We start from the raw sequence: 13,862 nt of genomic DNA, 5'->3' as shown, positions 1-13,862 counted from the left end.
ATCTCTATAGCCTGATGGCAACTATCCCATTCAGCGCTCTATGGTGGAACCCAAGCCACTTGCTGGTTTGGCTGCCGTGAGTTCGGAAGCGCACCGCCCCTCGATCGGGCGGCATTGCCACCGCGCGGTGCCGCGGCAAGTGGGGTCAACTCCGTCCTTCCGTAGGAGGCGTTCATGGCCACCGTATCCTCGTCCGAACCTTGGGCGTACGCCCTTCACTTGCCTCATCATCCCCGTGCCCCGCGTGTTGCCCGGATGACGCTCCGAGCCGTTCTTGGAGGGCACGGGATAAGCGAATTGATTGACGTCGCAGAGCTGTTGACCTCCGAGGTGGTCACCAATTCCTACCGGTACTCGGACGGCCCCGCCTCCCTGCGGATGCGGTCCATGGACAAGGGGCGGCGGCTGCGGGTCAGCGTGTGGGACACGAATCCCGTGATCCCGGCGCCCTTCGACAAACCGCCGGGGCCGCTGCCATTCGTTCCGCTCCGGGAGCCGGACGATTCCACCGGTGGGCGGGGGCTGCTGCTCGTACAGCTCTGTGCCGACAATTGGGGTGGCTTTTCCGTCAGGGCCGGGCTCGGCGGGAAGCTGCTCTGGTTCGAGCTGGGGCGGCCCGAGGTGGAATTCGCATGCGCGGCGTAATGCGCAATGGAGAGCAGGGAGTGACCGTGGCCGAATGGCTGACCGTACTGACCATGATCGACAGCCGGGAGAAGGCGCTGGCGCTCGCGCGTGGTGCCGTGGACGCACGGCTGGCGGCCTGTGCGCAGGTCGGTGGGCCCGTGGCCTCCGTCTACTGGTGGGAGGGGGCGACGGAGACCGACGAGGAGTGGCAGGTGGTGTTCAAGACGGTCGGCGGGCGGTACGAGGAGCTGGAGGCCTACGTCAAGGGCGTCCATGACTACGACACCCCCGAGATCATCGCCACCGCCGTGGTGCGCGGCAGCGCGGAGTATCTGGCGTGGGTGGCCGAGGAGACCGCTGTGGCCGGTGACTGATCAGTCCTGCGGCTCCCGCTCGACCCGTACCGCGCAGACCTTGAACTCCGGCATACGTGACGTCGGGTCCAGCGCCGGGTTCGTCAGCGTGTTGGCCCTGCCCTCGCCCGGCCAGTGGAACGGCATGAAGATCGTGTCCGAGCGGATGGAGTCCGTGATCCTGGCCGGCGCGACCGCCCGGCCGCGACGGGACACCACCGCCAGCCGGTCGCCCTCCGACACGTCCAGGCGCTGCGCGAGCCGTGGATGCAGCTCTACGAACGGGCCGGGCGCGGCCGCGTTGAGCTCGTCGACGCGGCGGGTCTGGGCGCCGGACTGGTACTGGGCGACGACCCGGCCGGTGGTGAGGAGGAGCGGGTACTCGGCGTCCGGTTCCTCCGCCGCCGGGCGGTGTACGACGGGGACGAAGCGGGCGCGGCCGTCCTCCGTCGCGAAGCGGTCGAGGAAGAGGCGGGGCGTACCGGGGTGGTCGCCACCCGTGGCCGTAGCGGTGTCCGTGGTCGTGGCCGTGTCCATGGTCGTGTCCGGGCAGGGCCAGAAGACGCCGTCCTCCTCCGCGATCCGGCGGTACGAGATGCCCGAGTAGTCCGCCGGGCCGCCCGCCGATGCGCGGCGCAGCTCGTCGAAGACTTCCTCGGGGTCGACGGGGAAGCCCTTCTCGTGGCCCAGCAGCGCCGCGAGCGCGTGCATGACCTCCAGGTCCGTACGTACACCGGGCGGCGGGTCGATCGCCTTGCGCCGCAGCAGGACCCGCCCCTCCAGGTTCGTCGTGGTCCCGGTCTCCTCCGCCCACTGGGTGACCGGAAGGACGACGTCCGCCAGTGCGGCGGTTTCCGAGAGGACCACGTCCGCCACCGCCAGGAAGTCCAGCGAGCGCAAGCGCTCCTCGATGTGGGCGGCGCGGGGCGCCGAGACGACGGGGTTGGAGCCCATCAGCAGGAGGGATTTGATGTCGCCGCCGAGCGCGTCGAGGAGTTCGTACGCACTGCGGCCCGGGCCCGGCAGGCTGTCCGGGTCCACGCCCCACACCCCCGCGACGTGCTCACGCGCGGCCGGGTCGGTGAGCTTGCGGTAGCCGGGCAGCTGGTCGGCCTTCTGGCCGTGCTCGCGGCCGCCCTGCCCGTTGCCCTGGCCGGTGAGACAGCCGTAACCGGAATGGGGACGGCCGGCGTGGCCCGTGGCGAGGCAGAGGTTGATCCAGGCGCCGACCGTGTCCGTGCCCTTGGACTGCTGCTCGGGGCCGCGCGCGGTGAGGACCATGCCGGTCCCGGCGTCACAGAACATCCGTACCGCGTCACGGAGCTGGGGGAGCGGGACGCCGGTGAGGCGCTCGACGAGCTCGGGCCAGTGCCCCATCGCGGCCGACCGTGCCTCCTCCCAGCCGGTCGTACGGTCCCGGATGAAGGCGTCGTCCGTACGGCCTTCGGCCACGACGATGTGCAGCAGCCCGAGCGCGAGCGCCAGGTCGGTGCCGGGGCGCGGTGCGAGATGCAGGTCGGCCTGTTCGGCGGTGCGGGTACGGCGGGGGTCGACGACGATGAGCTTGCCGCCGTTCTCCTTCAGCTCCGTGAGGTAGCGCAGCGCGGGCGGCATCGTCTCCGCGAGGTTCGAGCCGACGAGGATCACGCAGCCGGTGCGCGGGATGTCCTCCAGCGGGAAGGGCAGGCCCCGGTCGAGGCCGAAAGCCTTCTGGTGGGCCGCGGCGGCGGACGACATGCAGAAGCGGCCGTTGTAGTCGATCTGGGACGTGGACAGGACCACGCGGGCGAACTTGCCGAGCGCGTACGCCTTCTCGTTGGTGAGTCCGCCGCCTCCGAAGACCCCGACCGCGTCGCGGCCGTACGCCTCTTGTGTACGACCGAGCTCCTCCGCGATCTTCGAAAGGGCCTCCTCCCAGGTGGCCGGTTCGAGCCTGCCTGTGGCGGGGCGACGGACCAGTGGCTCGGTCAGGCGCACCCGGGAGGAGAGCACGGCGGGCGCCGTACGGCCCTTGCCGCACAGCGCGCCCCGGTTCACCGGGAAGTCCGTACGCTCGACGACTTCCACCACGTCGCTGACCTGGGCGGCGGCCCGCAGGTTCATGCCGCACTGGAGCGCGCAGTACGGGCAGTGGGTGGGGGTGGGGGTCGACGGCGGTGCCGGGGACAGGGTGGGGGAGGTGCGGGGCATGCCGTCAGCATGCGACGGCGGTGTTACGGCGACGGGCGCCCGGTGTTACGCCTCCGGTACGCCTGGCTCCGCGTCACCCCCTCTCTACGGTGAGGTGCCGCTGCTGGTGGCGAGGGCTGCTACTGCCCGCGAGGTGCTTGACCGGCATAACGGCGGCCGCCGGGCTGTCAGCGCGCCGACGCCTCGGCCAGCGCTTCGGCCACACCGGGTTCCTGGCGCCCCAGAAACTGCGGATCCGGTTCGGTCGCGGCGTCGAGCGCCGCCTTGCCGGCCGCGAGGATCTCCCGTACGCCGCCGTAGTACCAGGTGGCGTCGCGCCGGGCGTCGACACCGACGCCGTATGCGTCGACGCCGGCCGCCCGGCACAGCCCGATCGCCCGGCGGATGTGGAATCCCTGGCTCACCAGCACGGCCCGGTCCACCCCGAAGATCTTCTTGGCCCGTACGCACGAGTCCCAGGTGTCGAAGCCGGCGAAGTCGCTGACGATGCGCTTGTCGGGCACGCCGTGCGCGACGAGGTAGGCGCGCATGGCGTCCGGTTCGTCGTACTCCGTCCGGCTGTTGTCCCCGGTCACGAGCACGACCTTCGCCTTGCCCGCCCGGTAGAGCTCGGCGGCCGTGTCGAGGCGGTTCGCGAGGTACGGCGACGGGCCGCCCCGCCAGAGGCCCGCCCCGAAGACGACGACGACGTCGCGGGCGGGGGCGTCGGCCGTCGTCCTGACCCGGCTGTCGGCGACGGCGTGCAGCCAGGTCGCGGGCGCGAGCGCGAACACGGCGGTGAGCATGAGGGCCTGGACGGTACGCCGTTGGGCGCGGCGGGTGCGGGGTATGAGGCGCGGGCGTTTCAGCCGACCACCCGCCCACCGCTGTGCCCTGCCCCGCGCCTTACCCCATGCACTGCCCCAGGAAAATCGCATGCTGCTGCCCGCCCCCGACTGGAATGCTTTCGCCATGTCGAGACAATTCTGGCCCCTGTACGGACTGCGGCTCACAACTCCGCGCCTGGAACTGACGCTTCCGGACGGTGAGGTGCTCGACGAACTGGCCCGCGTCGCGGCCGACGGCGTACACGACGAGGCGTACATGCCGTTCTCGGTGCCGTGGACCGACGGGTCGCCGCAGGACCGGGCGCGGGCGACCTTCCAGCACGTACTGGGCACCATCGCTGAGTGGCGGCCGGAGAAGTGGACACTCAGCCTCGCCGTACGGTGCGAGGGCAAGACCGTCGGACGGCAGGACCTGATGACTGACGACTTCCCGGTGACCAGGGAAGGGGAGACCGGCTCCTGGCTGGGGCTGGCACACCAGGGGCGCGGCATCGGCACGGAGATGCGGGCGGCCATGCTGCACCTGGCCTTCGAGGGTCTTGGGGCGCGCCATGTCACGTCCGGCGCGATGACGGACAACGCGTCTTCCCTGCGGGTGTCGGAGAAGCTCGGCTACCGGCCGGACGGCCTGATGGTGGAATCGGTACGGGGCGAGGCCAGGACGGTGCTGCGGCTGCGCCTGACCCGCGAGGCCTGGGAGGCGCACCGAACGGTGCCGGTGGAGGTGGCGGGGCTGGAGCCGTGCCGCGAGCTGTTCGGGGCGTAGCGCCGAGGGGGGCGGGACCTGGCGCAGGCCTCTGGCTCCTGCTCTTGGCGCCCTTACCCCCTGTCCCAGGCACCCCGCGGGCCTGGCCCCAGGTCCTGGCCGGGCCCTAACCCAGGTCCTCGATCCGGGCCCTGGCCTGCCCGCCGGGCCCCTGGCCCATGTCCTCGATCCCCGGTCCCCGGTCCCTGGCCCCGCTCCCGTCCCCCCGGACCCTGACCCCGGCCCCCTGGCGCCGGCCCCCTGGCCCCTGACCCGGTCCCCGGCCCCGGACCCGGTCCCCGGCCTTTGCCCTTGGCCCTGCCCCGGCTCCAGGCCCCGGCCCCTGGCCCTGGGGCCCCGGCCCCTGGTCCCCGGGCCCAGCCCCGGTTCGGTCCCCGGCCGCCGGCCCCCAGGCCTCGCCCCTAGCCCCCGGCCCGGCCCCTTCCTCCCCCCTCCCCCCCCCCCGCAAACCCCTCCTCCCGCAGCAACCTCCAGCCCGTCCGGCGTTTGAGGACCGGGGGCCGGGGCGGAGCCCCGGTTGCGGGAAGGGGCGGGGAGGAAAAGGCCCGCCTGACACCGGCCCCGCCGGCCCGGTGAGGCCACCGAAAACACCCGTCACGCTCGCGCAACGAGGCCGCAACCTGCGCCCGGCAGTATCGGTTCATGACGGAGTCGGCAGCACACCGCGAGTCACTTCCGCTCGACAGTACGGCGCAACTGCTCACCCGCATCACCACCCAGCTCGGCACGCAGCTGAGGCACGTCTCCCTGAACGGAACCCGCCGTCCGATGACACCGCCCACGCACCCGCTCACGCACCCGCCCCGCCCCCCGTCCCCGCCCGCCCTCGTCGCCGTCGCCCACGGCAGCCGCGACCCCATGGCGCTGCGCACCGTCACCACGCTGCTGGAACGCGTGCGCGAGCTGCGCCCAGGTCTCGACGTACGGCTCGGGCACATCGAACTCAACGAGCCGCTGCTGCCCGACACGCTCGCGGACATCGGCCCGGGCGCGGCCGTGCTCGTACCGCTGCTGCTCAGCCGTGGTTACCACGTCAAGCAGGACCTGCCGCAGGCCGCCGCCACCGCCCCCCACCTGCGCATCCGCATAGCGAGCCCGCTCGGCCCGCACCCGCTCCTGGTCGAGGCGCTGTACGCCCGCCTCACCGAGGCCGGCTGGCAGACCTCCGACGCCACGCACCGGGGCAGCGGCGTCGTCCTCGCCGCCGCCGGCTCCCGCGACCCGCAGTCGGCCGCCGACACCCGCCGCACCGCCGCGATGCTGAGCGAACGCCTCGGCGGAGTCCCCGTCGTCCCCGCCTACGCGTCCGCCGCCTCCCCGGCCGTCCCCGAAGCCCTGCGCGCCCTCGCCGCGCGCGGCCGCCACCGCACAGCCGTCGCCTCGTACTTCACCGCGCCAGGCCGCTTCGCCGCGCAGAGCGCCGCCGCCGCGCCCTGGATCGCGTCCGCGCCGCTCGGCACCCACCCGGCCCTGGCACGGCTCCTCCTGCTCCGTTACGACCAGGCTCTCGCCACCCGATCCCCGTTGCCCCGGCGCCAACTGGCCTCCGCCTGAGCCCCGGCTGTCACTGCCTGCGTTTACTGTCGGTGCATGGAAGGCACAGCGCACGAAGCCCCGCACACGAACGCACAGCCCACGAACGCCCCGCCCACGGACGCCCCGCCCACGGACGCCCCGCACACCAGCACCCAGCTCGACGCCGCCCAGCCCGCCGACGCCCTCTACGACGGCGCCGCCACCGAGCGCTGGGCCACCGAGCCCGACAAACGGCCCGGCAGGACCGCCTTCCAGCGCGACCGCGCGCGCGTGCTGCACTCCGCCTCGCTGCGCCGCCTCGCGGGCAAGACCCAGGTGGTCACGCCCGGCTCCAGCAGCCAGGTCTGGGACGCCAGCCCGCGTACCCGCCTCACCCACTCCCTCGAATGCGCCCAGGTCGGCCGCGAGCTGGGGGCGGCCCTCGGCTGCGACCCGGACCTCGTCGAGGCCGCCTGCCTCTCCCATGACATGGGCCACCCGCCCTTCGGACACAACGGCGAGCAGGCGCTCAACGACTTCGCCAAGGACTGCGGCGGCTTCGAGGGCAACGCCCAGTCGCTGCGCCTCCTGACCCGCCTGGAGCCCAAGCGCTTCGTACCCTCCGCGGAGAGCGGCGAGATGGTCAGCGTCGGCCTCAACCTCACCCGCGCCGCCCTCGACGCCGCCACGAAATACCCCTGGCCGCGCGGCGCCCACCCCACCGACCCCGGCTCGGGGAAGTTCGGGGTGTACGAGGACGACCTGCCCGTCTTCGACTGGGTCCGCCAGGGCGCCCCCGCCCACCGCCAGTGCTTCGAGGCCCAGGTCATGGACTGGTCCGACGACGTGGCGTACTCGGTGCACGACTTCGAGGACGGCCTGCACGCCGGCCACCTCGACCCCAACTGCCTGTTCGCCGAGCCCGAGCGCCAGGAGATCTTCGCGGTGGCGATCGGCAGATACGTACCGGAGGACACCAGTCCGGACGAGCTGGCGGCGGCCCTCGACCGCCTCCTCGACGAGGAGTGGTGGCCGCACGGCTACGACGGGTCGGCCGTCGCCCAGGCCCGCCTGAAGGACGCGACCAGCCAGCTCATCGGCCGCTTCTGCCTCTCCGCCGAGGGTGCGACCCGCCAGGCGTACGGAACGGGCAGGCTCACGAGGTACGCCGCCGAGCTGGTCGTTCCGCGCGAAGTCCGCCACGAGTGCGCCGTCCTCAAGGCCGTCGCCGACCGGTACGTCATGCAGCGCGACGAACAGGAGCGGCTGCGCGCGGACCAGCGCATCGTCATCGCGGAGCTCGCCGAGGCACTCACGGCCCGCGCCCCCGAGGGCCTCGATCCCCAGTTCCGCGCACTCTTCGCCGCCGCGCCGGACGACAGGGCCCGCAAACGTGTGATCGTCGACCAGATCGCGTGCTTCACGGACGCCGCCGCCCGGTCCCTGCACGCCCGGCTCACGGCCGCAAGGGGCCACCGTTCATGAGGGCGTCACCGAGCGCGGTCCGCCGGTGCACGATGCGGCTGCCGCGCCGGTCCGAGGCGACCAGCCCCGCCTCCCGCAGCACCGTCGCGTGCCGGCTCGCGGTGGACAGCGCCAGCCGCAGGACGCCGCCGAGCTGCGTCGTCGTCATCGGCCGCCCCAGCACCTCCAGCACGGCCGCCCTGGTGTGGCCGATGAGCTGCGCCACCGGCAGTCCGGCCGCCCTCACACCCGGGTCCCCCGCCCCCTGCCCACGGGCGAGGGCCAGCCACCCGGGATCCGGCGTCACCGGGTGCACCAGCACAGGCGGCAGCTCCTCATCGGCCAGCGCGACGGGGTGCCGGATACAGAAGAACGAAGGGATCATCGTCAACGACCGCCCGCGCAGCTCCAGTTCCTTGTCCACCGGATACCCGGTCTCCAGCACCCCGCCGTCACGCCAGGCGAAATCCTGATACGTGGACAGCAGCCCCCGCGGACCCTGCGACAGAGCCGCCTCGGCCCGCACGGGACGCTCGGCGTCCACCGCCGACCTGATCACGTCCAGGTACGGCTCCACCGCCACCGCGTAGTAACGGCGCAGCGCGTCGCCCAGCCGCTCCAGCGCCTCCACGTCCCCGTCCGCCAGCCGCCGGGCGACCGGGGGCACAGGGCCGCCCGCGAAGAGCTGCCCGAGTTCCGCCCTCATCCTGGAGGCAGGAGTGGAAAGCACCTGGTCCAGGCCGGTCTCCAGGTCGGGGATGCCCCGGCCCGGCGTCAGGAAGTCGGGGAGGTACGCCGCGCACGGGCACAGCCGGTTCAGCGACGCCACCGTCCGGGTGAGCCCCGCGCGGGCGATCGCCGCCCGGACCTCGCGCCGCCATGGGTCGAAGACCAGCGCACCCTGCCGGTTCTGCAGCAGGTGAAGACTGTTCACGATTTCCCACAGCGGGTCGGGCCGCGCGGCCACCCGCAGCCGGTTCAGATCCTCGGTGGTGAAGTGGATGCGTAACATGCTCCCCCACGCCGCGTGGTGTCCAGCGCCCTGTCCGCGCCCTGTCCGCGCCCTGCCCCAGCGCCTGTCCGCCGGCGCAACTCCCGTGCGTACGTAGAAGCGAGCGTAGTCACCAGTCACCGGAACCGTACGGTCCTTTTGCGTTGTGCACGAAAGCCCCGCCTGACGTCCACATCGGCGTGACCCTTGTCCTGTGGTGGCTGCGGGCTGTCAACGGGGGAGACGTCCGCGGCCACCTCTTCCCCGCCCCCGCCCGCCACCTCCGGGCCACCGGTGCGACACGCCCACGGCACACCCCCTCTTCCCCCATCACGCTCTGTGCGGGACGCTCGAATACGGCGACGTAGCGTGTGGGCAGGCACAGAGGAGGCACCAAGTGGTCGACGCAGATCTGACGTTCGTCATCGTCGGTGGGGGACTGGCGGGGGCGAAAGCCGCCGAAACTCTTCGCAGTGAGGGGTTCACCGGCCGGGTGATCCTCATCGGGGACGAGCGCGACCACCCCTACGAACGCCCGCCCCTGTCGAAGGGATTCCTGGCCGGCAAGGAGGAACGCGACAGCGTCTTCGTCCACGAACCCGGCTGGTACGCCCAGGCCGACATCGAGCTGCACCTCGGCCAGTCCGTCGTGTACCTCGACCGCGAGACCAGGACGGTCGGCCTCGGCGACGGCACCGCCGTCCGCTACGACAAGCTCCTGCTCGCCACCGGCGCCGAACCGCGCCGCCTCGACATCCCCGGCACCGGCCTCGCCGGCGTCCACCACCTGCGCCGCCTCGCCCACGCCGACCGGCTGCGCGGCGTACTGGCCTCCCTCGGCCGCGACAACGGGCACATCGTCATCGCCGGGGCCGGCTGGATCGGCCTGGAGGTCGCGGCCGCCGCACGCGGTTACGGCGCCGAGGTCACCGTCGTCGAACCCGAGCCGACCCCCCTCCACCAGGTCATCGGCCCCGAACTGGGCCAGCTCTTCACCGACCTGCACAGCGAGCACGGCGTCCGCTTCCACTTCGGCGCCCGCCTCACCGAGATCACCGGCCAGGACGGCATGGTCCTCGCCGCCCGCACCGACGACGGCGTGGAGCACCTCGCCCACGACGTCCTCGCCGCGATCGGAGCCGCCCCGCGCACCGCGCTCGCCGAGGCCGCCGGCCTCGCCCTCGTCGACCGCTCGCACGGCGGCGGCATCGCGGTGGACGCGGCGCTGCGCACCTCCGACCCCGACATCTACGCGGCCGGCGACGTCGCCGCGGCCCAGCACCCGCTCATCGGCACCCGGCTGCGCGTCGAGCACTGGGCCAACGCGCTGAACGGCGGCCCGGCCGCCGCCCGCGCGATGCTGGGCCAGGACGTCTCGTACGACCGGATCCCGTACTTCTTCTCCGACCAGTACGACCTCGGACTCGAGTACTCCGGCTGGGCGCCCCCCGGCACGTACGACCAGGTCGTCATCCGCGGCGACGTCGCGGGAAAGCGGGAGTTCATCGCCTTCTGGCTGAAGGACAACCGGGTGCTCGCCGGCATGAACGTGAATGTGTGGGACGTCACCGAAACCGTGCAGGCGCTGATCCGCTCCGGGGCCCCGGTGGACCCCGAAGCCCTCGGCAACCCCGCCGTGGAGCTGGCCTCCCTGCTGGGCTGAACGGGAGTGTCCGAGCACCGCCGTACACTTCACGCGTGGCAGGCAGGATCAACGATGACGACGTGAAGGCGGTCCGGGACGCGGTCCCGATCGACGCCGTTGTTTCCGAGTACCTCCAGCTCCGCAGTGCCGGCGGCGGCAATCTGAAGGGCCTGTGCCCCTTCCACGACGAGAAGTCCCCGTCCTTCCAGGTCAGCCCGAGCAAGGGTCTTTTCCACTGCTTCGGCTGCCAGGAAGGCGGCGACACGATCGCCTTCGTGATGAAGATCGACCACCTCTCCTTTTCCGAGACGGTCGAGCGCCTCGCCGCCCTGGCGGGCATCACCCTGCGGTACGAAGAAGGCGGCTACAACCCCACGCACCAGCGCGGCGAGCGCGTCCGCCTCGTCGAGGCGCACAAGGCCGCCGCGCAGTTCTACGTCGAACAGCTCGACTCGGCCGAGGCGGAGATCGGCCGCAAGTTCCTGGCCGGGCGCGGCTTCGACCAGAGCGCCGCCGAGCACTTCGGCGTCGGCTACAGCCCGGCCGGCTGGGACCACCTCACCCGCTATCTGCGCGGCAAGGGCTTCTCCGACAAGGAGCTGACCCTCTCCGGCCTCTCCCAGGAGGGCCGCCGCGGCCCCATCGACCGCTTCCGCGGCCGCCTGATGTGGCCGATCCGCGACATCACGGGCGAGGTCGTCGGCTTCGGCGCGCGCAAGCTGCGCGACGATGACAACGGCCCGAAGTACCTGAACACCCCAGAAACGGCGATCTACAAAAAATCCCAGGTCCTGTACGGCATCGACCTGGCCAAGAAGGAGATCGCCAAGACCAGCAGGGCGGTGGTCGTCGAGGGCTACACCGACGTCATGGCCTGCCACCTGGCCGGCGTCACCACCGCGATCGCCACCTGCGGTACGTCGTTCGGCGGCGACCACATCAAGATCCTCCGCCGGCTCCTCATGGACCACGCCTCCGCCGAGGTCGTCTTCACCTTCGACGGCGACGCGGCGGGCCAGAAGGCGGCACTGCGCGCGTTCGAGGACGACCAGAAGTTCGCCGCCGAGACGTCCATCGCGATCACGCCGGGCGGCATGGACCCCTGCGACCTGCGCCTCGCCAAGGGCGACGCGGCGGTGGCGTCCCTGGTCGAGACGCGCACGCCCCTCTTCGAGTTCGCGATCCGCCATGTCGTGTCGAGGCACAACCTCGAAACCCCGGCGGGGCGGGCCGCCGCGCTCGACGAGGCCGCGCCGATCGTCGCCAACATCAAGAACATCGCGATCCAGCACGAGTCCGCGGTCCAGCTCGCGGGCATCCTCGGCATTCTCGACACCCAGTTCGTGGTCAAGCGCGTCGCGCAGCTCGCCCGCTGGGCGCGCGACCGGGGCGGCCGCGGCCCCGCCGCACCGCAGGACCGCCGCCCGACGCCCTCGTACGACGCCGCCCCCTCCCACCCCTCCGGCCCCGCGCTGAACCTGCGAAGCCCCGCGCACCGCACCGAACGCGAACTGCTGAAGCTCGCGCTCCAGCGCCCCGAGCTGGTCTCCCCGGCGTTCGACGCGTACGGAGCGGACGAGTTCACCGCCCCGCCGTACGCCGCCGTGCGCCAGGTCATCGAGGAGGCGGGCGGCGCGGAGCAGGGCGCGCAGAACGCCTCCGACTACCTGGCGCAGGTCCGCGAGGCGGCGCCCAACGACACGGTGCGGGCGCTGGTCACGGAGCTGGCCGTCGAGCCGATCATGCGCAAGACCGTCGACGAGATCTACGCGGGCGAGCAACTGATCCGGGTCCGCCTGCGCGCGGTCGACCGCCGTATCCTGGACGTCCAGGGCACCCTGGCCCGCCTTGGCGGGCCGCACGCGGACCCGGAGCAACTCGCCGCCGTACAGAACGAGCTGTGGGTCCTCCAGCAGTACGCCCAGTCCCTGCGCAATCACGGCGCGGCGGCACTCTGACGCCCTACGGGCGTGTCCTCAAAACGCCGGACGGGCTGGACGGCTGCCGCAGCGGCCTCCCCCGGTAACGGACCGGACTCAAAAAGTCACCGCACGCCCCTCGTGGCGGCGATGTGTCGTACCCCACACTGAGTGGCGGTGCCTGAGTCCTCGGAGCGCGGCCGGCCCACGCCCAGTGGGCCTCACACACCCGCGGATCCGCTCATTGTGTACGGGACGGACGGCGGCCCGGTCGCCGCTCCCGTCCCGCTGCCGCACGCCCCCGAACCGGCAGCGATCACCCTGGAGGTCGCCCCCGTGCAGACCCAGACCCAGATCCAGACCCAGACGTTGACCGACGACGTCATGGCGACGGTCCCCCCGCAGGACCGGGGCGAACTCCACCCCGAAGCCGAACCCGCCGTCCCCGGCGAGGCGGAGGCCGAGGGCGAGGCCGGCGTCGGCGTCGACGCCGACGCCGACGTCGGCGTCGACGCCGGAGTCGACGCCGACGCCGAAGTCCTCGTCGAGGACCCGCCCGACGCCCCCGAGACACCGGACGCGTCCGAGCGCCGCCGCAACCCCCGCGCCGACACCGGAGGCCCGTCCTCCGACCTCTTCCGGCAGTACCTGCGCGAAATCGGCCGCATCCCCCTCCTCACCGCCGCGGAGGAGGTGGACCTGGCCCGCCGGGTCGAAGCCGGCCTCTTCGCCGAGGACAAGCTCAGCAGCACGCCCGACCTGGACTCCCAGCTCGCCGTCGACCTCGACAAACTCGTGGTCATGGGCCGGATGGCCAAACGCCGCCTGATCGAGGCGAACCTGCGCCTCGTCGTGTCCGTCGCCAAGCGTTACGTCGGCCGCGGGCTGACCATGCTCGACCTGGTCCAGGAGGGCAACCTCGGCCTCATCCGCGCCGTCGAGAAGTTCGACTACGCCCGCGGCTACAAGTTCTCGACGTACGCGACCTGGTGGATCCGCCAGGCGATGTCCCGCGCGCTCGCCGACCAGGCCCGCACCATCCGCGTCCCGGTCCATGTCGTCGAGCTGATCAACCGTGTCGTCCGCGTCCAGCGCAGGATGCTCCAGGAGCGCGGCTACGAACCGACCCCGCAAGAGGTCGCCGCCCACCTGGAACTCACCCCGGAGCGCGTCAGCGAAGTCCTGCGCCTCGCACAGGAACCGGTGTCGCTGCACGCGCCCGTGGGCGAGGAGGACGAGGTGGCGCTCGGTGACCTCATCGAGGACGGCGACGCCGCGTCGCCCGTCGAATCGGCCGCGTTCCTCCTCCTGCGCGAGCACCTGGAGGCGGTGCTCTCCACGCTGGGCGAGCGTGAACGCAAGGTCGTCCAGCTCCGGTACGGCCTGGACGACGGCAGGCCGCGCACGCTGGAGGAGATAGGCCGCCTCTTCGGCGTGACCCGCGAACGCATCCGCCAGATCGAGTCGAAAACCCTCAACAAGCTCCGCGACCACGCCTTCGCCGACCAGCTCCGCGGCTACCTGGACTGACAACGGTGCCCGGCCCCCGCCGGATGCTGTTGGTG

General features: G+C 72.3%; 11 protein-coding genes. 8 read left to right on the top strand and 3 right to left on the bottom strand.

Going from position 1 to position 13,862, the window contains the following annotated elements; translation table 11 throughout:
- Positions 1–174 precede the first annotated feature (174 nt).
- Positions 175–645 carry an ATP-binding protein gene (locus J7E91_RS16650; protein WP_214904728.1) on the top strand — a complete coding sequence of 157 codons (471 nt, stop codon included), beginning with the start codon at positions 175–177 and terminating at the stop codon, positions 643–645.
- Entirely contained in the window at positions 633–1,001 is a 369-nt protein-coding gene (gene cutA / locus J7E91_RS16645) for a divalent-cation tolerance protein CutA (protein WP_251015785.1), read from the top strand. Before J7E91_RS16650 ends, cutA begins: the two co-directional genes overlap by 13 nt.
- Here the strand turns inward: cutA and J7E91_RS16640 are convergent, their stop codons facing one another.
- Both J7E91_RS16640 and J7E91_RS16635 read right to left on the bottom strand, forming a co-directional pair.
- The gene (locus J7E91_RS16640; protein WP_214904724.1) at positions 1,002–3,170 is read right to left on the bottom strand and encodes a molybdopterin oxidoreductase family protein; all 2,169 of its coding nucleotides are present in this window, start codon (positions 3,168–3,170) and stop codon (positions 1,002–1,004) included.
- 167 nt (positions 3,171–3,337) lie between these two features.
- Positions 3,338–4,087, bottom strand: a complete 750-nt coding sequence (locus tag J7E91_RS16635) for a vancomycin high temperature exclusion protein (RefSeq protein ID WP_251015784.1) — start codon at positions 4,085–4,087, stop codon at positions 3,338–3,340.
- Between the two features lie 34 nt (positions 4,088–4,121).
- On the opposite strand from J7E91_RS16635, the gene J7E91_RS16630 reads away from it, so the two are divergent.
- The 3 genes from J7E91_RS16630 to J7E91_RS16620 all read left to right on the top strand — a co-directional run bounded on the left by J7E91_RS16630 (position 4,122) and on the right by J7E91_RS16620 (position 7,763).
- Positions 4,122–4,763 carry a GNAT family N-acetyltransferase gene (locus J7E91_RS16630; RefSeq protein ID WP_374224726.1) on the top strand — a complete coding sequence of 214 codons (642 nt, stop codon included), beginning with the start codon at positions 4,122–4,124 and terminating at the stop codon, positions 4,761–4,763.
- A 642-nt stretch (positions 4,764–5,405) separates the two neighbouring features.
- Positions 5,406–6,317, top strand: coding sequence for a sirohydrochlorin chelatase (locus tag J7E91_RS16625; RefSeq protein ID WP_214904718.1), 912 nt, complete (start codon positions 5,406–5,408; stop codon positions 6,315–6,317).
- A gap of 36 nt (positions 6,318–6,353) precedes the next feature.
- Positions 6,354–7,763 (top strand): deoxyguanosinetriphosphate triphosphohydrolase, encoded by a 1,410-nt coding sequence (locus J7E91_RS16620; RefSeq protein WP_214904715.1) that lies wholly within the window; start codon positions 6,354–6,356, stop codon positions 7,761–7,763.
- On the opposite strand, the gene J7E91_RS16615 is transcribed toward J7E91_RS16620, so the two are convergent.
- Positions 7,735–8,754: a helix-turn-helix transcriptional regulator gene (locus tag J7E91_RS16615; RefSeq protein ID WP_214904709.1), complete on the bottom strand. Its 1,020-nt coding sequence runs from the start codon at positions 8,752–8,754 to the stop codon at positions 7,735–7,737. The genes J7E91_RS16620 and J7E91_RS16615 overlap by 29 nt on opposite strands.
- A 376-nt stretch (positions 8,755–9,130) precedes the next feature.
- Between J7E91_RS16615 and J7E91_RS16610 the strand changes: the two genes are divergently transcribed.
- The 3 genes from J7E91_RS16610 (at position 9,131) to J7E91_RS16600 (ending at position 13,827) form a co-directional block, all read left to right on the top strand.
- Positions 9,131–10,396 carry an FAD-dependent oxidoreductase gene (locus tag J7E91_RS16610; protein ID WP_214904706.1) on the top strand — a complete coding sequence of 422 codons (1,266 nt, stop codon included), beginning with the start codon at positions 9,131–9,133 and terminating at the stop codon, positions 10,394–10,396.
- A gap of 35 nt (positions 10,397–10,431) precedes the next feature.
- Complete coding sequence (gene dnaG, locus J7E91_RS16605; protein WP_214904703.1) at positions 10,432–12,336, top strand: DNA primase; 1,905 nt, start codon at positions 10,432–10,434, stop codon at positions 12,334–12,336.
- Between the two features lie 138 nt (positions 12,337–12,474).
- Complete coding sequence (locus tag J7E91_RS16600) at positions 12,475–13,827, top strand: RNA polymerase sigma factor (protein WP_214904701.1); 1,353 nt, start codon at positions 12,475–12,477, stop codon at positions 13,825–13,827.
- Positions 13,828–13,862 lie beyond the last annotated feature (35 nt).

Source organism: Streptomyces sp. ISL-99 (assembly GCF_018614005.1).
Lineage (GTDB): Bacteria > Actinomycetota > Actinomycetes > Streptomycetales > Streptomycetaceae > Streptomyces > Streptomyces flavidovirens.
The sequence above is the reverse complement of the archived record's forward strand: the minus strand, read 5'-3'. Positions and strand labels throughout refer to the sequence as shown.

Bases quoted from the DNA above. Each gene is read 5' to 3' on its own strand.
- J7E91_RS16650 (WP_214904728.1), top strand. From the start codon at position 175: ATGGCCACCGTATCCTCGTCCGAACCTTGGGCGTACGCCCTTCACTTG.
- cutA (WP_251015785.1), top strand. From the start codon at position 633: ATGCGCGGCGTAATGCGCAATGGAGAGCAGGGAGTGACCGTGGCCGAA.
- J7E91_RS16640 (WP_214904724.1), bottom strand. From the start codon at position 3,170: ATGCCCCGCACCTCCCCCACCCTGTCCCCGGCACCGCCGTCGACCCCC.
- J7E91_RS16635 (WP_251015784.1), bottom strand. From the start codon at position 4,087: ATGCGATTTTCCTGGGGCAGTGCATGGGGTAAGGCGCGGGGCAGGGCA.
- J7E91_RS16630 (WP_374224726.1), top strand. From the start codon at position 4,122: ATGTCGAGACAATTCTGGCCCCTGTACGGACTGCGGCTCACAACTCCG.
- J7E91_RS16625 (WP_214904718.1), top strand. From the start codon at position 5,406: ATGACGGAGTCGGCAGCACACCGCGAGTCACTTCCGCTCGACAGTACG.
- J7E91_RS16620 (WP_214904715.1), top strand. From the start codon at position 6,354: ATGGAAGGCACAGCGCACGAAGCCCCGCACACGAACGCACAGCCCACG.
- J7E91_RS16615 (WP_214904709.1), bottom strand. From the start codon at position 8,754: ATGTTACGCATCCACTTCACCACCGAGGATCTGAACCGGCTGCGGGTG.